The organism is Limosilactobacillus portuensis (assembly GCF_028607025.1).
GTDB classification, from domain to species: domain Bacteria; phylum Bacillota; class Bacilli; order Lactobacillales; family Lactobacillaceae; genus Limosilactobacillus; species Limosilactobacillus portuensis.
Map to the genome: position 1 here is coordinate 1512295 of NZ_CP117296.1, position 21871 is coordinate 1534165.

The following is a 21871-nucleotide window of genomic DNA, read 5'->3' on the forward strand; positions in this document are numbered from 1 at the left end:
TAATAAATGATCTTAATGAAGCTGAGAAAAACGTTTGGTTCTTTCTCAGCTTTTTACTATTACCAGCAATTTCCGAATTTACTGAGTCTAATTGCGGGAATCCAAATAGGCTCTTAAATGGGTTAATTCCCAGCTTCTCACTAATTTTCCCTACCACCATAATCAAGAATTAGCTCCCATAACTTTTCTTTAGCAGGTGAAAGGATCTCATTACGGCGCGCGACTAGTGAAAGATGAAATACTGGTTGCTGCGGATCGGCCAAGGCTACATTAACCAACCGATCGTTAGGCGTAATCGCTAATTCAGTCAAAAATGAAATTCCTAAGTTTTCGGCCACCATATTCTTAATAATATGAATATCATTCGTTCGGTAAATAACTTTGGGACGGATATGGGCAAGCCGACACATTTTACGAAAGGCTTTTTCATGAATAAAATCGGTATCTGGCAAAATAAACGATTGTCCCTTCAGATCAGCAAATTGTAAATTCTGCTTCTCTGCCAATTGATGCTCCCGACTCATAATAATGTGAAATGGGTACTGCGCAAACTCCTTAACCGACAGTTCTGGTTGCTGAAGAGGACTGGCAGATCCCAAGAGAGCCATGTCGAGTTCGCCCCTTAATAACATTTGAAGTAAGTTCTCCGATCCCTCTTCGGTAACCTCCAACTTACCAATTAAATTTGTGCGAAGCAGCTGTGGAGTAAGTGGTGGAAAATAGTAGTTACCGATAATTGGTGGCAAGCCAAAGCGAATTTTATTTAGCTTAGCGTGGTCAATCTCCCGGCGTGCAATCGCTAGTTCACGTAAAATCATGCGGACATGTTGAGCGTACTGCTGGCCGACCTTAGTGACGGTTATCTGGTGATGAACATGATCACGGATGAAAAAAGTTGTCCCGTACTCTTCTTCTAGCCGGTTAATTGCCATCGTAATTGTTGGCTGACTAACTTGAAAATGGTCAGCAACCACCGAAAAATTTTTATTTTTAACAAGTTCAATAAAATATTCTAAATCTCTAATTTTCATTTTTTACCTCAAGAATGGATTATTTCCCTTAGTATATCAATTTTATTTATAGGATAGCACAAATTTGACTATACGCTAATTTGCTTCATATCATTGCAATATCAATAATAAATTAAAGGAGATCCTTTGCAATGACAGACGCAATGTCAATTCTTAATAATCCCTTTAAAAACAAGGGGACTGCATTTACATTAGATGAACGGAAGAAATTAGGGCTAGTCGGTACTTTGCCACCTCGGGTAAAGACAATTGAAGAACAAGAAGCTGATACCTATGCCCTCTACCAAAGTAAGACTTCCCGAATTGAAAAGCGTCACTTTTTAATGGAAGTGTTTAACGCTAACCGAACACTCTTCTTCTACTTAATGAAAAAGCACATTACCGAAATGATGCCAATCGTTTATGATCCAGTAATTGCTGAATCAATTGAAAAGTACAACGAACGATACCTTCGCCCCCAAGACGCCGTTTACCTCTCCGTTAAGCACCCTGAAGACATTGAGCAAAGCCTTCAAAATGTTAGTGCTGATCGCGACATTCGCCTAATCGTTGTTACCGATTCTCAAGGGATTTTAGGGATTGGTGACTGGGGTGTTGATGGTGTTGACATTGCTGTCGGTAAGTTAATGGTTTATACCGCTGCCGCTGGGGTTGATCCTTCTCAAGTCCTCCCAATTTCAATTGATGCGGGAACCGATAACGAAACATTACTCAATGATCCAAACTACCTTGGTGAACGGCACCACCGGATTACTGGTCAAGAATACTTTGACTTCATTGACCGGTTTGTTGAAACGGTTGAAAAACTGTACCCAAAGAGCCTGCTCCATTTTGAAGACTTTGGTCGGGGAACGGCAGCCCGAATTCTGGATAAGTACCATGACAAAATTTTAACCTTCAACGATGATATTCAAGGGACCGGGATCATTGCCTTAGCAGGTGTCCTTGGTGCATTGAACATTTCTAAGGAAAAATTAGCTGACCAGAAGTTTTTAACATTCGGTGCCGGAAGTGCTGGGATGGGAATTGCCAAGATGCTGTTTGATGAACTGGTCCGTCAGGGGATGGATCCGGCTGAAGCTAAGAAGCACTTCTACCTTGTTGATAAGCAAGGCTTGTTATTTGACGATACGGAAGGGCTCACGCCAAAGCAAAAGCCATTTACCCGGAAGCGGAGTGAATTTAAGAATGCCGATGAACTAACTAACTTAGCTGCCGTTGTCGAAGCTATTCACCCGACTGTCATGATCGGAACTTCTACTCAACCAGAAACATTTACCGAAGAGATTGTTAAAGAAATGGCTGCGCATACCGAACGACCAATCATCTTCCCCCTTTCCAACCCAACTAAACTTGCGGAAGCACGGGCAGAAGATTTATTGAAGTGGACTGATGGTCGTGCTTTAGTTGCTACCGGGATCCCAGTTAATGATATTGAATACAACGGAACTACTTACAACATTGGTCAAGCAAACAATGCCTTGATCTATCCTGGAGTTGGTTTTGGTGCAATCGCAACCGAATCAAAGAAGATCAATAATGCCATGCTAGCTGCCGCTGCCCACTCACTTGTTGGGTTGGTTGATCCGGATAAGCCCGGTGCTGCGGTTCTTCCTCCAGTTAAGGATATGGCAAAGTTCTCCAAGACGGTTGCCATCGCAGTTGCCCAATCTGCCATTGACCAAGGCTTCTCTTCGGCAAAGGACGCTCAAAAAGCGGTCGAAAAGATGACCTGGGAAGCGAAATACTAATATTATTAACGACGATCAAGTCAAGTTACTTGGTCGCCTTTTTCTTGAGGAACCACTATAATAGTAAGTAACTATTTTAAGGAGGGTGACCAATTGTGAGTTTTGAAATTGATAATTCCGCAATTAATTATTTCCACGAAGATTATGATCAACGAAAAGAATCCGCTGTCCTCGAAAATGCCGTTACTAAGAATGGGGTTAATGCCGCAAGTTTTAACTGGCACTCAATTGCTGACAATGCTCCCCACTTTTCAATTGATTTGAAGACTGGTGACGTTGCTGACCAAAAACAATCAGGACGTTGCTGGATGTTTGCCGCTCTAAATACGATGCGTCACGACATGCAACATAAGTTTAACTTACCTGATAACTTTGAACTTTCTCAATCCTACCAATTCTTCTGGGATAAGTTTGAAAAGGCTAACTACTTTTACGAAAATGTGATTAAGACCGCTAAGCTACCTACGGATGATCGCAAAGTAGCTTGGTTAATGGCTGCCCCACAATCCGACGGTGGTCAATGGGATATGCTCTGTGCCCTCATTGAAAAATATGGAGTCATGCCTAAGTCAGCAATGCCTGAATCATTTAACTCCAATCGTTCTAACGGGATTAATAACCTCTTAAACAATAAGCTACGTCATGACGCTGTAATTTTACGGAAGATGGTTAATGATGAACATGCTAGTGAGAACGACCTCAATATTAAGCGGAAGGAAATGTTAAATGACGTTTATCGGATGCTTGCATATGCCTTTGGTGAACCAGAAAGTCACTTTGACTTTGAATACCGGACAAAGAAGGATAACGAATTCCACCGGGATGAAAACATTACCCCACAAGAATTCTTCAAGAAGTATGTCGGCTGGAACCTTGACGACTATATTTCGGTAATTCAAGCACCGACTGCTGATAAGGAATACTACAAGACTTACACAATCGACATGTTAGGTAACGTTGTTGGTGGTCGGCAAATTAAGCACTTAAACTTACCAATGGATGAATTTAAGAAGCTGGCGATCGACCAACTTAAGGCTGGTGAAAGTGTTTGGTTCGGTTCTGACGTTGTTAAATATTCAGAAACTAAGCTTGGAATTATGGCATTAAACACTTATGACTATGCCAAGTTATTTGACACCGACCTAGAAATGACAAAGGCCCAAGCACTGGACTATGGTCAAAGCATGATGGATCACGCAATGGTTCTTACAGGTGTCGACCTGGTCAACGATCAGCCAACCAAGTGGAAGGTCGAAAACTCTTGGGGACCAAAAGTTGGTACTAAGGGTTACTTTGTAATGAGCGATGCTTGGATGGATAAGTACTGCTACCAAATTGTCGTTAACAAGAAGTACCTTAGTGACAAACTCAAGCAAGCCCAAACTCAAGAACCAATCGTCCTAAAGCCTTGGGATCCAATGGGAACATTGGCGTAGGAAGAGAGTATCTTCGCCCCAAAGAGTTTCCGGAAAGCTAGCAATTTCTCCTGACGAAGAAGTGAACCAGAAAATTTATTTTCATCTGTGAACCCTCGCAAGGCTGATTAGACTTCTTGCTATCAACTTGTTGATGAAAGAGGTCAATCAGCTACTGCGCAGATCTTGACTTAGCTGCCTAGAACATCAGTATAGGAAAGATTAGAGTAATTATATAAAACGAAAATTCCCCTAATACTCAGGTAAATTCCTGAATACTAGGGGATTTGTTAGTTAATGGGATGTCTACTGCAACCGAGCCTAGATCTGCTCGCCCTAACCTTCCTCGAGCTAACGACCTCCACCTCCGACGGCAAGACGCCGTTCGGTGGAGAAATCGTTAGCCACCGGAAGGTCTTAACGGGCTCACACTCTTATTCTGTAATATCCGCGCCGAAGTACCTTTGGGAAAGCTTCTTGACGGTACCGTCTTTTTGAAGCTTCTTTAGAGCCTCGTTATATGAAGATTGGATTACTGAATCCTTTTTATTGAAGAGTGCCGAGATTTTAGTTGGTTTAGCTTCGCTGGAAACGTCAATCATCTTCAATCCCTTTGTGCTGTTCTTCTTGCTGTAAGCATACCAAGCTTCACGGGAATTAACTGTCCCTTCAGCACGCCCCTGTTTTACCATTGCTACTGAATTGCTAAACTCGCCATTAGGAACAAGGGTCCCGTGATACTTCTTCACAACATCGGCATTGTTGGTTCCTGTACCAGCAACGATCTTCTTACCGCTGATTTGTTTCAAATTCTTAATTTTACTATCTTTAGGAACAATTAAAACGTACCGTGACTTGATATATGGGGTCGAGAAATTGTACTTCTTTGCTCGTTCTGGAGTTTGCGTAATATCATTCATTACCACGTCATACTTTCCAGAGCCTAACCCCGCTACCAGAGAATCCCATTTACTAGGAACAAACTTAGCCTTCAAGCCCATTTTCTTAGCCACGGCTTTCCCCAGCTCTACTTCAAAACCAGTTAACTTATTGTTCTTCCGATATGAGTAAGGAGAGTATGTTCCTTCAAGCCCAATCGTCAACTCACCTTTTTGCTTTAATTCTGAGTTCACTTGTGATGACGCTGCGTGAATACTACTAATGCCGGTGGTTGTTCCGACCGTAAGCGCTGCTAATGTTACTAATACCTTTTTCCAAATCTTCATCTTATCTTTCTCCTTTTATTTTAAATTCTCCATGGTCATTGAGGCGATAAAGTTCCTAATCCGTTCATTGGGATTTTCAGTAGAAAAGAATTCTTTTGGTGCCCCATCGTAAATGATTTCGCCACTTTCTACAAACACAATCTTGTCAGCAATTTGTTTAGCAAACGCCATGTTATGAGTTACAAGAACCATTGATTGCTTCTCCCGCGCTAACTGTAAAAGAACCTTTAGCACACTCAATTCTAATTCCGGATCGAGAGCTGAAGTTGGTTCATCTAAAAGAACATACCGTGGCTTCATTGCTAGTGCCCGGGCAATCGCGACTCGTTGTGCCTGCCCACCGGATAGTTCACTTGGATAAGCGTTGCCATAATCAGCCATCCCCACTTTTGCCAACATTTCTTTAGCTAACTCATTAGCCTGTCGACGGCCCATTTTCAGAACCTGAGTTGGTCCTTCAGTAACGTTATTAAGGACTGTTTTATGGGGAAACAAGTTATAATCCTGAAAGACCATTCCCGTTTCTCGCCGAATTGCTAACTTTTCTTTATTGCTAACGGGCTGGCTAAAGTCAATTTGGTGACCATTAAAGTCATACTGACCACTCTCAGGCGTAACAAGAAGGTTTAGCGAACGTAAAATTGTCGACTTCCCTGAACCTGATGGCCCAACAAGAACCGTAATCTGACCTGCAGGAAACTCTAATGTAATATCTCTCAAGACATGTTTGTTACCGTACGTTTTATTAATTTGGGTCAATTTCATCAATCTTCACCTACTTAACTAATTTCTAGCTGACTGCCCAGCCGCTTTTCGAGATAGTGCTGGAGAACTGAAAGAACCGTTGTAAATACCGCATAGATTAAGGCAACTAACGTATACATTAATAATGGTTGATAATTAGCCGCTGCAATCTGTTGACTGACTTCAAACATTTCCATAATTGTAATCGAGGCAGCCAGTGAAGTATCCTTCACTAAGCTAATGAAACTGTTTGAAAGTGGTGGCAGGGCAACCCTAAGAGCTTGAGGAATAATAATCCGCCACAAAATTTGCAGGCGGGTCATCCCAATCGCCGCTCCAGCTTCCCACTGACCATGATCAACAGAACTAATTGCGGCCCGAATGGTTTCCGAGGCGTATGCTCCAGTATTAAGTGAAAAGGTAATAATCCCTGCCGTAAATGGTTCAAGCTTAATCCCGTGAGGCAATATTCCCCGGATCCTTAAATACGGGAGACCAAAAAAGACGATAAATAATTGGACCAGTAATGGTGTCGACCGGAAAAGCCAAACGTAAAATTGGACAAACCACTTGAGAATTATAAATGGTCCTCGTTGGTGTGACAGCCGAATCAATGCGGTTACCAACGCAATAATCAAACCGAAGAAAAATGAAATTAACGCTAAGGGAATTGTATATTTAAATCCCGCTGCTAGAAGTTGAGGTAACGATGTCGTGATTATTTCCCACATGGTTCACTAATCCTTTCTTAGTTAATCTAATTGAGCTAACGCTTGTTTTAAGTCAGCAATAATATCTTCAGGGTCTTCAATTCCCACAGATAGCCGAATTAGTTCATCCTTAATTCCGTTCTTCAACCTAATTTCTCGTGGAATTGAACCGTGAGTCATTACTGCAGGTACTTCAATCAAACTCTCAATTCCGCCAAGACTTTCTGCCAAATCAATCAATTGAAGACTTTCAACGAACTTTTTGGCATCAAGGCCAGCCTTTAATTCAAAGCTAATCATTGCGCCAAAGTTTTTCATCTGCTTTGCCACAATTGAATGTCCTGGGAAATCGGTTAACCCTGGGTAGTAGATTTTTCCAATCCGGGGATCATGTTGTAAGAACTTAACTACCGCAGTTGCATTTTCCTGGTGAACCCGCATTCGTGCACCAAGGGTCTTAATTCCCCGTTGTAATAGCCAACTGTCATCTGGACCTAAAGTGCTACCGATTGAGTTCTGCAAAAAGGCCAACTGCTCAGCGATCTGTTGATCTGTCGTTACAGCTAACCCAGCAACAACATCACTATGACCGCCAAGGTACTTTGTTGCGGAGTGAACTACGATATCCGCTCCCAAAGTTAATGGTTGCTGATTGTACGGTGTAGCAAATGTGTTATCAACAATTGTTCTTACGCCGTGTCTCTTGGCAATTTTGGCGATTGCTTCAATATCGGCAATTTGAAGGAGCGGATTAGTCGGTGTCTCAAAATAAACGGCAACCGTATTATCTTGAATTGCGTTTTCTACCGCATTCAAATCTTGCATATCAACGACTGTAAATTCGAAGCCGAACCGCTTTAACACCTTATTAATCAACCGGAAAGTCCCACCGTAGACATCACTCCCAACAACGAAATGATCACCTTGAGAGTAAAGTGAAAAGACAGCGTGAATCGCAGCTGAACCAGATGAAAACGCAAAGCCGGCAACCCCATGTTCCAATTCAGCAATCAACTTTTCTAATGAGGCTCGGGTAGGATTTCCCGTCCGTGAATATTCCCATTTTGGCTGTCCGCCAAGTTGATGTTGGTGGAAAGTAGATGACCGATAAATTGGTGTTGATACGGCTCCGGTTGTTTGATCTTCGCTATTACCGCCGTGAATTAATTGAGTATTGAATTTCATGAGATGTTTTTCCTTTCTTAAACGCAATGATTATTTCGAATAAATGATCCAAAAAAGGCGCAACCTCAAGTTAAACTTGAAATTGCGCCTTATGTACTTACCCCGACAATATTAGCAGGCCAAATTAACTTTGGGTACGCCAAAACGTGGGTCGCATAAGACGCGATCCACTGCAACAAACAACTGTGTTAACGAATTGAATGTTTTTCATGACGTGTTCCTCCTAATAAAGTATGGATAAAATATAACTTATTTATTGTAAGTTGTCAACATAAAAAATTAAAGTAATGGATCATAGCGGACTGAATCGGGATTCTGCGTATCGTTAAGGTAAGTTCTCCAGTCGGTTTATTCTCTTTTACATTCTTTTACATTTCGTTTTTCTTTTACATTTTTTTACATTTTCACGCAAACGATAATAAATAAAAATAGCACCCGACCTGCTCAGTCAAGTACTATCACAATTATCATAGTAGCTTTTTCTCTAGAATATAATCACTGGTAATAGATTTAACTTTTTAACATAACCTATTAATTATTAAAGTTTCAGCTTCTTATCCAAGAATATCAGCACATGATCATAGATTGCTTGGCTCCAGAAGTCGCGCTCGTGATTGGCATTAGTAACCCGGTAAGCCTCAACCTCGGCACCAACTGATTCCAGTTTTTGCGCCATCTCTTCCATTTGGTGATATGGAACCACCTTATCTGCATCCCCATGGAACAGCTGGAATGGCGGATATTGCCTTCCCTCAACCACCCGGTAAAGTGGACTCATTTCATGCATAATCTCCGGCCACTTCTTTTTATCCATCCCAAAGAGGCAGTATTTCAAAATATCATTCCCCGGAACCTTATCGGTATACTTAAACGTCTCTTCAACGTCCATTGGGGCGAAGCAAGAGACAACTGCTGAAACCGCATCTGACTGATCATCATAATCAGCCGTCTTATACTTTGGATCATCCCCCGTAAGGCCAACTAACATGGCTGCATTGGCTCCTGAAGAAGTTCCCCAGATTGCCACTCGTGAAGGATCAATCGCGTACTTCTTGGCGTTTGCCCGTAAAAAGCGGATCGCTGTTTTGACGTCAGCAAGAAATGCGGGGAACGGATGCCCATCTAAGGAATTACGGTGTTGCACCGTTGCAACTATATAGCCGTTCTTTACAAACTGAACCAACTGAGGAATCTTCTCCCCAAACGTTGGTAACCGCCATGAGCTCCCCTGAACAAACACAATCAGTGGTCGTGGCTCAGTAGTGTACTCTTGAGGGTAGCGTTGTGTCCATGGGGTTAGAACTTCAAGTTTTAATGCTTGACCATCTGCCGCAGCATAAACGACATTTTCAATTAAGCGAACCTGTCCACTAAGAGTCGGGTTGTTCTTAATCTCATGAATTACCATTCTCTTCACCATCCATTGTAATAAAAGTTTTCTTAGTAATATTTAATGCTGGATCAAATTCATACAGGATCGGCTTCCCGTTTGGAACCTCCACCTGGTCAATTTGATCGTCCGGAATTTGATCAAGGTACTTAATTAATGCCCGTAATGAGCTCCCGTGAGCAACAATTAGTTGGTTCTTGCCGTCCATTAATCGTGGCGCAATCTGGTCTTCCCAGTATGGCAACAACCGTTTTTGGGTCATTGCTAGACTTTCGCTGTATGGCATCTTAACACCAAGACGATCATAGCGCCGTTCGTGTTGCCGCTGCTTCAATTTTGGTGGAACCTCACTGTATCCCCGGCGCCACCGATGCAATTGCTCTGCACCGACCTCTTCCTTGACCTTGGCCTTATTTAAGCCGCTAAGGGCACCATAATGACGTTCATTTAGTCGCCAGGTTTTATAAACCGGAATGTAAAGCTGATCAATTCTTTCCAGAATAATGTTCATCGTCTTGATTGCTCGTGACATATAAGAAGTATGGGCATCATCAAATTGAATCCCCATTCTTGCTAATTCATCACCAACCATCTGTCCCTGTTCAATTCCCTTTTCAGTTAGCGGAACATCTGTCCATCCTGTGAAAATATTATCGCGATTGGCCTGACTTTGGCCATGACGTACGATTACTAACTTTGCCATTCTTAGCCACTCCTTTGCCTCTATCTATGATACAGCAATTGTGTACAATTGAACAGGATTGGGCAATGGCGTTTTTGGGTTTAATCCAGGAATAGAATAAAAATAAGGGAAAGTGCCCCTTTCAGCCGTTAAATCAACGTTGAGTCGCACTGTCCCTTATTATTTTTTGTCGCTAATTCAAACTGAACGAAAATTCAATATCATGGTCAGCTGGAATATGATATTGTTTTTCAACATCAGCGCCCCAGCTATCAATTCCACCGACACCACGAACTGCGCCGGCAATCACTAGAACTGTCCGCCGAGCCAATGGCAATTCTTCGATATGGGTTGCCGATTCAAGCTCTTCCGCAGTATATGGTAAGCAACTGAAGTTAAATGGCTTACCTGACTGACCAACCTTCAAGGAGAACGGTTCTGTTGAATGGTCAGCATTATTTTCAGTTATTTCCCGGGTAATTTTAAGCTGTTCGGTTTCCATATGCATCCCATTTTCCTGAGGAACTAGGTACTTAGTTACCGGAAGGCCATTAACATGGTATTTCCCGTGTTCAGCACCAGCCATTCGGTCAGGATAGGTCTCACCAGAAAGCCCTTCATAATCAAAGCCAGTTGCTGTTGTTGGCATAATGAAACGAAGGCCAAAGACAGGTAAACTAGGAAGATCCTGGTGACCAAAGTAATGAGCCTTAATCTTAATTTGACCGTCACTAGTCACTGTATAAGTTACGGTAACCTTGGTGGCAGGAATAGTTAGTGTTTCGTAAGTAAATGTGATTTTTACCTTATCGGCAGTTTCGTGGTTAGAGAATTGGTTTGTCTCTGGGGCAATTGGCAACTTTTCAAAATGATGGTCATCAACCGTTAAGTCGGTTTGATCGCTAAGACACTTCGTAAAGGTATCCACAGCTAACCATTGTGCTGACTTAATATTAAAGCCGCTTCCCCGATCATTATCAGTGGTTGCTCGCCAGAATGTTGGTGTCGGTACGCGGTAGAGCCACTCCTTACCGTTGAGCTTTAGTGATTCTAGGCCGCCCTTTTCGTAACTAAAGATATAGTGAAAGCCATCACCACCAAGTCCCAGCGTTCCGTCACCGTAGATCACGTGTAATTTATTTGTGTAAGCCATAGTAATAACGTACCTCCTGCATAGCTGGTTTTGGTGTCCGGTCAGCAAACATTAGACCATCGCCAGAGAACTCATAATCTGAATGACGATCATCAAAGTCGCCACCATACCGCATAACCATTTGTCCACTAATTGAGTCCTTTACCTGGAGTGCTTGGTCGATGAAGTCCCAAATGAAGCCGCCAAAGTATTGCGGATACTTATCAAGAAGCTTAATGTATGAACTCATTCCACCAGCAGAGTTCCCCATATCATGCATGTATTCACATTCCATAAACGGCTTGTCTGGATTATTCTTTAAGTATTCTTCAACCTGCTTTGGTGGCAAGTACATCCAACTTTCAACATCTGAGATTTGATTCCGATAATCCTTAGTACCACCCTTTGGCAGGTAATTAGCCGGATCCAAGCTTGGAATTTGTTCACTATAATCATGCGTATGACAAACGCCCTCATAGTGAACTAGACGGCTATCATCATGGTCCTTGTAGAATTGTTGCATGGCTACAAGGTTGTCGCCAGCAAATGATTCATTCCCAAGTGACCAGAACAGGATCGCCGTGTGGTTCTTGAAAAATTCATAGTTGCTTCGTGCCCGGTCAACAACCACTTCTTTCCATTGAGGGACTGAACCAGGAACATTATCTGATGGCTCAATTGCGCCCATCTTTTGCCAAGTAGCGTGTGATTCCAAGTTATTCTCGGCCATCATGTAAATGCCGTTTTGATCGCAGAGGTAGTACCACGGAATTTGATCTGGGTAGTGACAGGTCCGCACAGCATTAATATTATTTTCCTTAAAGGTATGTAGATCACTCAGCATGTCCTTCATCGTTACTGAACGACCACGGTGATCATCCCACTCGTGACGGTTAACCCCATTAATAATGAGCCGCTTCCCATTTAACAGGACAACATGTTCAGGACTGCTTTCAATTCGCCGGAAACCAAATTGATACGGAACCAACTCGATTAGGTTCCCTGCTTCATCCTTAACTTCAATGATTAATTGATAAAGGTATGGGTCATGATTATCCCAAAGGTGAACGTTCTTAAACTCGTGCGGTTCAATCGCAACCGACTCGTCAATCGACTTAGTTTCATCCAGTAAAGTGCTCCCATCATGGTCCTTAACCATAACATGAACGCTTCCAGCCTGTTGACCAGCAAAATTAAGGTCCATTGATAATTCACCATCACGGTAATTATCAGCAACCCGTGGCTTCAACGTAAAGTCTTCCAGGTGCGTTACCGGTTGGGCCAGTAGTTCAACACTTCTAAAAATACCAGAGAAACGGAACATATCCTGATCTTCAATCCAGGAAGCAGTACTGTGCTTAAATACCTCGACCGCGATTACATTATCTTCGTCCTGAATATATGGGGTGAGATCAAATTCAGACGGCGTAAAACTGTCTTCAGCGTAGCCAATGAAATGACCATTCAGCCACAAGTACATTGACCGTTCGACCCCTTCAAAACGCACCCGAATTTGCTTACCTCTTAATTCATCATTCAAATCAAAGTGCTTCAGGTAAAGACCAACAGTGTTATCTTCACCCTCGCTAAAGGAACCTTCTTCAGGATCGTCCTGACTTAATGCGTATGCCGGACGACGATAGATTTTACCTTCCCACGGAATTAAGGTGTTAATGTAATTATTCTGTGCATAGTCGCTTAACTCAATTTCACTTGGAACTTCAATCTGATCAAAGTTGCTAGCATCAAAATCAACCTGATAAAAGTCCTTAATCCTTTCCTGAGGCGTTTGGGCAAACTTAAATTGCCACTGACCATCAAGGCTCTGTTCAAAACTACTCTTGTGGCGTTGCCATTCCGCATAATTGCGGTAAAAGTGGTGGTCACTATGTGCTGGCAATTGATTAACCCGAAATGTCTCCGGATCATCCAACCATTTTATCTCTGCTTCCATCGACGAAATGCCTCCTCAAAAAATCATTACAATTTAAGTATAGCGCTTTCATCAGTGTAAAGATAGGTTTTGCTAGACAAGAGCAGCTGATAATGACCAATTTCTATGATGAAAAAAGCATTAACTAGCCATTTTTAAGAATGCTTAAAATTTTTAAAAACAAAAAAGCACTTAACCAAATAGTTAAGTGCTTTTAGTAGTGCGGCCGAGAGGACTTGAACCTCCACGGTCATAATCGACCATAAGATCCTTAATCTTACGCGTCTGCCAGTTCCGCCACGGCCGCATATCAACCAACGAATATTATTATAGCAAGATCCCTATTCGTTGGCAACAACTTTTTTTAATTTTTTAGGATAAAATGGTGACCGCACCGTCTGCAAACATAACGGGCAGTGTTAAACCGGCGTTGACGCGCGATCCTAATCCCACATCCGGTACATCGGTAATACCAATAATGACGGGAAGTTCGTCTGGTTTTCGCTTTACTCGTCGCTGGTGCAAAACGTGAACCACCAACCCTAGCTAACAATCGACGAAAATCTGTACTCCGGTGGCGATAGTCACGTCCGGTTAAGTGAAGGTGGTAGTGACAAAGCTCATGAAGCACTACTCGTTTCAAGTTAGCCAAATCAAATTCGGTGTACATTAGTGGGTTAATGTCAATATGATGATCATTTAAGTGATAACGACCACCAGTAGTTCGTAAACGCGAATTAAAGAAGATTTGATGTTTAAATGGTCGATGGAAACTTTCCATCGACCATTTTTCAGTTAACTCTTGTAATTGTTGATTATTCATTTGTCCCATCTTGAGGTGCAATCATTGTTAGTTGGATCCGTTGACGCTTAAGATCAACATCATCAATCCAAACATCAACAATATCACCAACTGAAACGGCTGCTCGTGGATCCTTAATGAATTGTTTACTCATTTTGGAAACGTGAACCAGGCCATCATGTTTTACACCAATATCAACAAAGGCACCAAAGTCGACAACGTTTCTCACTGTTCCCTGGAGTTTCATCCCCGGCTTTAGATCGTCAATCTTCATTACATCTTGGCGAAGTAGCGGTGCGGGCATCGAATCACGTAAGTCACGACCCGGCTTTTGAAGCGATGCGATAATGTCCTTAACCGTTTCTTCACCAGCATTTTCCGTAGTAAAGTCATCAACAGCAATCTTCTTTAACTGCTTTTCGGCAGCGTCAGAGCCAAGATTATCAACATTAATCTCAGCGGTCTCCATAATCTTCTCTGCAATTGGATAGCTTTCCGGGTGAACATCGGTATTATCAAGCGGGTTATCACCATTAACAATCCGTAAGAACCCAACCGATTGCTGATAAGCCTTAGGACCCAATCTTGGAACATCCTTCAACTGCTTTCGGTTAGTGTATTTCCCATGCTCATCACGGTATTTAACAATGTTCTTCGCGGTGGTCTTGTTTAATCCAGAAATCTGGGTTAACAGTTGGTAACTCGCAGTGTTCAGGTTAACTCCCACGCGGTTAACTGCCCGCTCAACAACTGCATCAAGCTCACCAGCTAGTTCCTTCTTTGGCAAGTCATGTTGATACTGGCCGACACCAATTGCCTGTGGTTCAATTTTCACTAGTTCAGCAAGTGGATCCTGAAGTCGCCGACCGATACTAATTGTACTCCGTTGTTCAACGTGAAGATCCGGAAATTCATCCCGTGCTTCCTTACTTGCCGAATAAACGGATGCCCCTGCTTCGTTCACAATCACATAGTAAACCGGTCGTTTAATCTTCTTGAGAGTGTTCACAACAAACTGTTCCGATTCACGACTAGCAGTCCCATTACCAATTGCGATCATTTCAACATGGTATTTTTCAATTAAATCAATTAATTGTCCTTCAGCCTTTGCCCGCTCTTCTTCTGGGGCCGGTTTATGGGGATAGATAACCGCCTTAGTGAGGAACTTCCCGTTTTCGTCCAGTACAGCTAACTTACAACCAGTCCGGTAAGCAGGATCAAAGCCCAGAACGACTTTCCCCTTAATCGGTGCCTGCATTAATAAGTGATAAAGATTTTCACCGAAGACCTTAATTGCTTGCTGATCAGCGTCTTCTGTTAATTGACGACGAATTTCCCGTTCAATTGCTGATCCCAAGAAGCGCTTGTAAGAGTCTGTATAGGCATCCTCGATTAATTTAACCGCGGCGTTTTCCTTGCTTGTCCGAATCAACCGAAAATGAAGATAATTCAGGACCGCATCATCATCAACGCTAACTTTAACGTTCAAAATGCCTTCCTTTTCTCCCCGGTTAATTGCTAATACTTGGTAAGAACTTAAATCCTTCACCGGACTTGCAAAGTCATAGTATTGTTCATACGTCTTTAACTCGTCCTTTTCCTTACCATTACGCTTCACCGTGGTCACTAATTGACCATGTTGACTCATAAAATTCCGCAACCAGCTCCGCACAGTTGACATCTCACTAATTGCTTCTGCCAGAATTTCGTGTGCACCATTCAATGCATCTTCAACAGTCTTAACGTCATCGTTTAGGTACTTTGCTGCTTCAGTTTGTGGATCAGCATCAGGATAAGTTAATAACCAATTAGCGAATGGTGCCAGACCATGCTCACGAGCAACTTGCGCCTTTGTTTGCCGTTTTTGCTTATATGGCAAGTAAAGATCTTCAACGGTCTGTAGCTCAGTTGCCGCTAAAATTTGCTTTTCCAGAGCAGGAGTCAGCTTACCAGCTTCCTTGATTTTATTAATAACGGTTTGCTGCCGATCAAGCAGTGTCGTCGCGTGCCGATATTGGTCATGAATTTCTTGAAGTTGCACTTCATCCAACGTCCCAGTCGCTTCTTTTCGGTACCGGGCGATGAATGGAATGGTATCTCCCTCATCCATTAACTTCAAAGCTGCTTTAATTTGTGATTCATGCAGTTTTGGAAGTTGCTTGTTTACTAATTTAATCGATTTTTCGTCCATACAATCCTCCGTCAGTAATTTTACCGCCACCAAGTATCAGCGGGATTAATTGGCTGATGACGCTTGTGTTGTGTTCGCTTGTACCAGTTTTCAATTGTCTTGGCTGCTTTTGAATCAACATCCTTACCTTCGAGATAATCATCAATTTCCTGGTATGAGACTCCCAGTGCTTTTTCATCAGGCAACATTGGCTTGTCGTCTTCCAGATCAGCAGTCGGTACTTTTTCATACAAGTGTGCTGGCGCATTTAAGTATTCTAATAACGCTTTCCCTTGACGCTTATCTAATCCGGATAACGGTGTAACGTCAGCACCACCATCCCCAAATTTAGTATAAAAACCGGTAACTGCTTCAGCCGCGTGATCTGTGCCGACAACCGCACCACCGTGTTCACCAGCAATTGCATATTGAACAATCATCCGTTCACGAGCCTTAATATTGCCCTTATTAAAATCACTGATATTGGTGCCTGCCATAGTTAATGATTCAAGTAATGCATCGGTTCCCGGTTTAATGTTAACCCGCATCATCTTATCAGGATGAATAAATTGGTCAATTGCCATCATCGCATCAGATTCATCCGCTTGTTCACCATATGGCAACCGGACCGCAATAAATTGGTATCCTTGATCGTCAGTTTCTTGACGAAGCTTTTCCACTGCTAATTGTGATAAACGACCAGCCAATGATGAGTCTTGACCGCCAGAAATTCCCAGAACTAGTGTCTTCATCCTCGTCTTTTTGAGGAAACTAGCTAAAAAGTCAACCCGCCGTTCTACCTCAGTTGCTGGAGCAATTTCCGGCTGGACATGAAGAGCTTTAATGATTGTTTCTTGTAAACTAGTCATCGCTATGCCTCCCCATTATCAAGCGTCTTTACATATTCGTGAATCCGGTGAATCATGTTGAGCTTATTGTCGTAACACTTCTGTGAAAGATCTACTGGATATACTTCTGGGTTAAGATCACGTTTGTATTCATCCCAAAGGGCATCCAAGTTTTGCTTTCGCCGTTTTCGTGTCTCCTCTAGGCTTGGTTCATCATAAACAAATTGCCCATCTTTCCAAATATCCTTCAGCATTGGCCGGGCCTTAAAGTCATCCACATCCTTTTGCTGAAGAGGGAAATCAGGATTGAACATATTTAGTGAGCGTTGGTCGCGCGGATCTTCATCAGCTAAGGTAATGTAGTCACCTTCACTCTTGTTATCCGCACAGTCATTAATCCGCCAAACCTGCTTTTTCCCAGGAGTCGACATTTTGCTAATATTATTCGATAGCTTAATCGTATCAACCATCTTGCCATTATCATCTTCAATCGCAACGAGCTTATAAACTGCTCCTAACGTTGGTTGATCATAAGCGGTAATTAGCTTTGTTCCAATTCCCCAAACATCGATCTTGGCACCCTGCATTTGAAGATTTTGAATTGTCTTTTCATCAAGACCATTTGAGGCAAAAATTTTAGCATCCTTAAAGCCGGCATCATCAAGAAGTTGCCGAACCTGCTTTGAGAGGTAGGCCATATCGCCACTATCAATTCGTACTCCAAGGAAGTTGATTTTATCGCCGAATTCCTTTGCAACCTTAATTGCAACTGGAACCCCACTCTTCAACGTATCAAAAGTATCCACAAGGAATACACAATTATGGTGAGTTTCAGCATAGGCCTTAAATGCATCATAATCATTATGGTAAGCTTGAACGAGCGCGTGGGCATGGGTCCCAGAGATTGGAATTCCAAATAGCTTACCGGCACGAACGTTACTGGTTGCGTCAAACCCACCAATATAGGCAGCCCGGGTTCCCCATAAGGCCGCATCAAATTCCTGTGCCCGGCGTGTTCCAAATTCCATTACCGGTTGATCCCCAACAATCGATTTGATTCGCGAAGCTTTGGTTGCAACCATAATCTGATAATTAATAATATTTAACAGTGCTGTTTCAACTAATTGAGCCTCTATCATCGGTGCATCAACTTGCAGAATTGGCTCATGGTTAAATACCAAGTCGCCTTCTTCAAAGCTCCTAATTGAACCAGTAAACTTAAAGTCTTTCAAGTAATCTAAGAAGTCATCAGCAAATTGACCAGTTGACCGGAGATAATCAATGTCACTTGCCGTAAAATGAAGACTTTTAATATAACGAATAATATGATCCAGACCAGCAAAGACTGCATAACCATTTTGAAATGGCATTTTGCGGAAAAAGGCCTCAAAAACGGCCTGGCGGTTTCCTTGCCCTTGCTTCCAATATGTTTGCATCATGCTAAGTTCATACGCATCGGTATGAAGAGCTGTACTATCATCTGGATAATTAAATTTCATTGTTCAGTATCCTCTCACTTATGTTAATAACCAACATTGTAGCACGATTTTTACTTTTCCAAAACGAACTCAAATCGTGAGCCAACGTATTGAGTATGGACGTATTCAAATGGTGTTCCATCCTGCAAATAAGATAATTGTGTCATTCGTAATAATGGATCGCCACGCTTAACATTTAAATAGGTCGCAATTCGTTCATTCGCTTTAGTCGCGGAAATATGCTGAACTGCATGCCCAGGATAAAGGTGCGCCTTGTGTTCAAGAGTTTCCCAAAATGAAGTCGTTACTTCTTCTTTGCTTAACCCCTTTACTAGGTTAGCTGGGATGGTTGCTACCTCAAAACAAATCGGAACGTCATTCCCTGACCGAATTCGCTCCATCCGGACAACCTGATCCCCTTCTTTAAGATCTAATTTTTCAATTTCAACTTGAGAAGGGATCGTTAAATGGTACGAAATAGTGGTACTGGAGGGAACCTTTCCCAAGGACTTCATCAGGTCCGTAAAGCTTGTTACTCCAGACATCCGTTCCTGAACTTTCCGGTTAGCAACAAATGTTCCGGACCCAACCCGGCGTTCAAGAATTCCTTCATCGACAAGTTCTTGAATTGCTTGCCGTAATGTCATCCGGCTAACATTAAATTGACCAGCCAGTTCCCGTTCAGCAGGAATCTTTTCGCCAACTTTCCATTTACCATCCTCAATGTTCTCCCGTAATTGATTATGGATTTTAATATATATTGGTGAACTCATGCTGCTCGTCCTCCTTACACCATTTAGAACAATAATTAGCTATTTACAATTGTAACATCAATTAATAGGATTAGACCAATTTCAAAACAATTATTAAGAAAAAGGTTCTAACGTTTTTTAGTAACTGCCAGAACCTTTTCAGTAAATTTATTAATTTTCGTTACGAATTTTCATTGCCCGTTCAAGAGTCCGGTCAACGATAATTGATTGTGAATCAGCAACCGGATACTTAGTTTCAGGATCCATCTCTTCAGCATAGGAAAGCTCCGTGCAGCCAAGGATAACAATGTCACAGTGCTCTTCCTCAATCATCTTTCTAACAAGCTCATGGTATTTTTCACCGTTGGAATGACCACTTTCTTTAATATCATGGTAGATTAAGTCCTCAGTCATTTCCTGAATCTCAGGAGTAGCCTTGACTTCCTCATAACCCGCGTTTTGGATATAAGAATCGTAAATCCCAGATACCATTGTTCCATCGGTCCCTAAAAGACCAACTCGTTTTGCATCAGGCTTTAACCGCTTAATTTCGTTAACTGTTTCTTGAAGCATGTTAAGAATCGGAATATCAGTAGCTGCTTGTAGCTCATCAAAGGAATAGTGGGCCGTATTGCAAATTAAAACAAAGAACTCTGGCTTAAGGAGACTCTGCTGTTTAATATCCTCAATTAAGGCCTTGGTTGGACTTGGCTTACTGTGATCAAGGATCCAGCTTGTCCGGTCAGGAACCGTTGCGTGGTTAACCACGATGTAATCTAAATAATCCTGATCACGCTTCGTTGGTGTTCGTTGATCTAAAATCCGCATATAACTTTCAGTGGCTAATGTTCCCATTCCACCAAGAACTGTAAAAAATTTTTTCATGATTATAACCTCACTTTATGGTTTCTGATTTCTTATCTTAAGCTAATAAAGCAACAAAAATTGGTCCTAGTAAGGTAATCCCGACATTTCCCATAATGTAGGCCGGTGTTAATGCAGCGGCAAAATATGCCCCACCTTCTGAGCCGGCTTGATCAGCAATCTCTGTCATTGCTGCCGCACAAGTTCCTGAACCTGTTAACCCACCAATTAGTGCTAAGGGTTCCATATGGAGAATATAACGACCAAATAGCAACGTTAACAGGTGAGGAGCAATCGCAATAACCGCGCCAATAAACAACACGCCAATTCCTAATGACTTAATCGCACCAGTGAACGCTTGAGCTGACTGAAGGCCAACCGTCCCAACGAAAAGCGTTAGTCCCAAATTTTGGAAAAAGGCGGTCACTGTTGGTGGAATTGAATCGTGATCACGGTGACGGGAAATCCACGTACTCAGGGCTAATCCCATTAATAACGCGGCAACACCATTTCCTAGTTGTAACGGAATTCCATTCAATTTTAGTCCTAATATTCCTAATAAGGAAGCACCAGCAATCCCCAGTGAAAAGAGTGAATAGTTAATGGCTAATGCACTGGTATGCCACCGTCCCATTTTCTTTAAGATCGCCGATGTTCGTGATGTGTTCCCGGTTAATGAAATTACATCTCCGGGACGCAGTTGATTAAATAACTGTTCATTTCCCGTGTCCGGATCCTGAATATTAATGAAAACTCCATGTTGCCGTAAATGAGCTAACTGGGTCGGCTTGAAGTTCTTTCCTAAGACAAATTTCCGTTCTCGTGGTGCCTTTGTTGGCGTTAGAACTTCGGCAATTCCCTTAATACCGTGCATTCGGTCAAAGTGAATCGCATACCCAATTACCGTTATCAGATCGCCAGGCTGCAATTGATATTCCAAGTGGTCAGTCATTTCATCGCCATGAAAGGCAACCAACACAATTAGCCGATAGTGACTCCACTTGTTAAAACCACCAATTGTTTTACCGACCAATGGCGAATCGTCATTCAAGCGATACGTCCGTCGCCAAGTTGGGTTAGGGTTCTTGGCATGGAAATGATACTTCCGTGCCATAAGCGGTCCCCGTGTATTTACCTTAATTCCAAGGAGCTTGGGAGCAATATCCCGAAGAAAAATAATAACCCCTAGCGTCCCAAAAACATAGGTTAATGCATACGCAACGGGCAATTGCGCCTCATAAGTTGAACGAACAGCACTGCTTACCGGTAGAGCGCCGATTGTTCGCAACGAACTAGCAACGGTTGAAGACTGAGTCAATGAACCAGCAATAATCCCCGAAGCAACCCCTGGTCCAATATGAAATGCTACAAACAATCCCCATGAAACAAGAAAAGCCGCTACCAACCAAAAAATACTAATAATCAAAATCCGTGACCCGAAGATCTTCAGGCTCGTCATCATCTGTGGTCCTATGCGGTAACCAACAGAAAACATAAAGGCCCCGAAGAAGATTGTGCCAAGCATCTCATCACGCGGGAAGGCACCAATTTGACCAACAATCAACGTCACAACCAATGTTGCCACCGTTGCGCCAATGCTAAACCGACCCCCAATTTTATAATCCCCAATTGCAAAGCCTAAAGCCATGCAGATAAACAAGGTAAAAACCTGGTTATGAACCATAAAGTGAATAATTGTATCAACCATAAGAATTTCTTTTTTATCCCTCAAACAATTCCTTGAATCTGTTCATTACA

18 protein-coding genes and 1 tRNA gene are annotated in these 21871 nt (G+C 42.4%); 2 read left to right on the plus strand and 17 right to left on the minus strand.

What is annotated here, in order from left to right:
• Positions 1–140: 140 nt before the first annotated feature.
• On the minus strand, positions 141–1031 hold the full coding sequence (locus PRK60_RS07855) for a LysR family transcriptional regulator (protein ID WP_178695991.1): 891 nt from the start codon (positions 1029–1031) through the stop codon (positions 141–143).
• A gap of 131 nt (positions 1032–1162) precedes the next feature.
• On the opposite strand from PRK60_RS07855, the gene PRK60_RS07860 reads away from it, so the two are divergent.
• Complete coding sequence (locus PRK60_RS07860; RefSeq protein WP_273645930.1) at positions 1163–2782, plus strand: malolactic enzyme; 1620 nt, start codon at positions 1163–1165, stop codon at positions 2780–2782.
• 95 nt (positions 2783–2877) lie between these two features.
• Entirely contained in the window at positions 2878–4218 is a 1341-nt protein-coding gene (locus tag PRK60_RS07865) for a C1 family peptidase (protein WP_102168598.1), read from the plus strand.
• Between the two features lie 413 nt (positions 4219–4631).
• Here PRK60_RS07865 and PRK60_RS07870 read toward each other — a convergent pair whose 3' ends face one another.
• The 16 genes from PRK60_RS07870 to PRK60_RS07945 form a co-directional block, all read right to left on the minus strand.
• On the minus strand, positions 4632–5423 hold the full coding sequence (locus PRK60_RS07870) for a transporter substrate-binding domain-containing protein (protein ID WP_273645931.1): 792 nt from the start codon (positions 5421–5423) through the stop codon (positions 4632–4634).
• A gap of 15 nt (positions 5424–5438) precedes the next feature.
• Complete coding sequence (locus PRK60_RS07875) at positions 5439–6188, minus strand: amino acid ABC transporter ATP-binding protein (protein ID WP_273645932.1); 750 nt, start codon at positions 6186–6188, stop codon at positions 5439–5441.
• 14 nt (positions 6189–6202) lie between these two features.
• On the minus strand, positions 6203–6898 hold the full coding sequence (locus tag PRK60_RS07880) for an amino acid ABC transporter permease (protein ID WP_102168595.1): 696 nt from the start codon (positions 6896–6898) through the stop codon (positions 6203–6205).
• A gap of 21 nt (positions 6899–6919) precedes the next feature.
• Positions 6920–8062, minus strand: a complete 1143-nt coding sequence (locus tag PRK60_RS07885; protein WP_273645933.1) for a trans-sulfuration enzyme family protein — start codon at positions 8060–8062, stop codon at positions 6920–6922.
• 538 nt (positions 8063–8600) lie between these two features.
• Positions 8601–9470, minus strand: a complete 870-nt coding sequence (locus PRK60_RS07890; protein ID WP_273645934.1) for an alpha/beta hydrolase — start codon at positions 9468–9470, stop codon at positions 8601–8603.
• Entirely contained in the window at positions 9457–10155 is a 699-nt protein-coding gene (locus PRK60_RS07895; RefSeq protein WP_102168592.1) for a 2,3-bisphosphoglycerate-dependent phosphoglycerate mutase, read from the minus strand. Before PRK60_RS07895 ends, PRK60_RS07890 begins: the two co-directional genes overlap by 14 nt.
• A 172-nt stretch (positions 10156–10327) precedes the next feature.
• Positions 10328–11287: a beta-galactosidase small subunit gene (locus PRK60_RS07900; RefSeq protein WP_102168591.1), complete on the minus strand. Its 960-nt coding sequence runs from the start codon at positions 11285–11287 to the stop codon at positions 10328–10330.
• Positions 11271–13220, minus strand: a complete 1950-nt coding sequence (locus tag PRK60_RS07905; RefSeq protein WP_273645935.1) for a glycoside hydrolase family 2 TIM barrel-domain containing protein — start codon at positions 13218–13220, stop codon at positions 11271–11273. The genes PRK60_RS07900 and PRK60_RS07905 overlap by 17 nt, the downstream gene beginning before the upstream one ends.
• Before the next feature lie 200 nt (positions 13221–13420).
• Positions 13421–13506: transfer RNA gene (locus tag PRK60_RS07910), tRNA-Leu, on the minus strand.
• A 57-nt stretch (positions 13507–13563) separates the two neighbouring features.
• Positions 13564–14022, minus strand: a complete 459-nt coding sequence (locus tag PRK60_RS07915) for a SprT family protein (RefSeq protein ID WP_102168589.1) — start codon at positions 14020–14022, stop codon at positions 13564–13566.
• The gene (locus PRK60_RS07920; RefSeq protein WP_273645936.1) at positions 14015–16192 is read right to left on the minus strand and encodes a Tex family protein; all 2178 of its coding nucleotides are present in this window, start codon (positions 16190–16192) and stop codon (positions 14015–14017) included. Before PRK60_RS07920 ends, PRK60_RS07915 begins: the two co-directional genes overlap by 8 nt.
• 20 nt (positions 16193–16212) lie before the next feature.
• The gene (gene nadE, locus PRK60_RS07925; protein ID WP_273645937.1) at positions 16213–17040 is read right to left on the minus strand and encodes an ammonia-dependent NAD(+) synthetase; all 828 of its coding nucleotides are present in this window, start codon (positions 17038–17040) and stop codon (positions 16213–16215) included.
• A gap of 2 nt (positions 17041–17042) precedes the next feature.
• Positions 17043–18518, minus strand: coding sequence for a nicotinate phosphoribosyltransferase (locus tag PRK60_RS07930; RefSeq protein WP_102168586.1), 1476 nt, complete (start codon positions 18516–18518; stop codon positions 17043–17045).
• A gap of 50 nt (positions 18519–18568) precedes the next feature.
• The gene (locus PRK60_RS07935; RefSeq protein ID WP_102168585.1) at positions 18569–19270 is read right to left on the minus strand and encodes a GntR family transcriptional regulator; all 702 of its coding nucleotides are present in this window, start codon (positions 19268–19270) and stop codon (positions 18569–18571) included.
• Positions 19271–19420: 150 nt separating this feature from the next.
• Positions 19421–20134, minus strand: a complete 714-nt coding sequence (locus PRK60_RS07940; protein ID WP_102168584.1) for an aspartate/glutamate racemase family protein — start codon at positions 20132–20134, stop codon at positions 19421–19423.
• 37 nt (positions 20135–20171) lie between these two features.
• Positions 20172–21821 carry an aspartate-alanine antiporter-like transporter gene (locus PRK60_RS07945; RefSeq protein WP_102168583.1) on the minus strand — a complete coding sequence of 550 codons (1650 nt, stop codon included), beginning with the start codon at positions 21819–21821 and terminating at the stop codon, positions 20172–20174.
• Between the last annotated feature and the right edge of the window lie 50 nt (positions 21822–21871).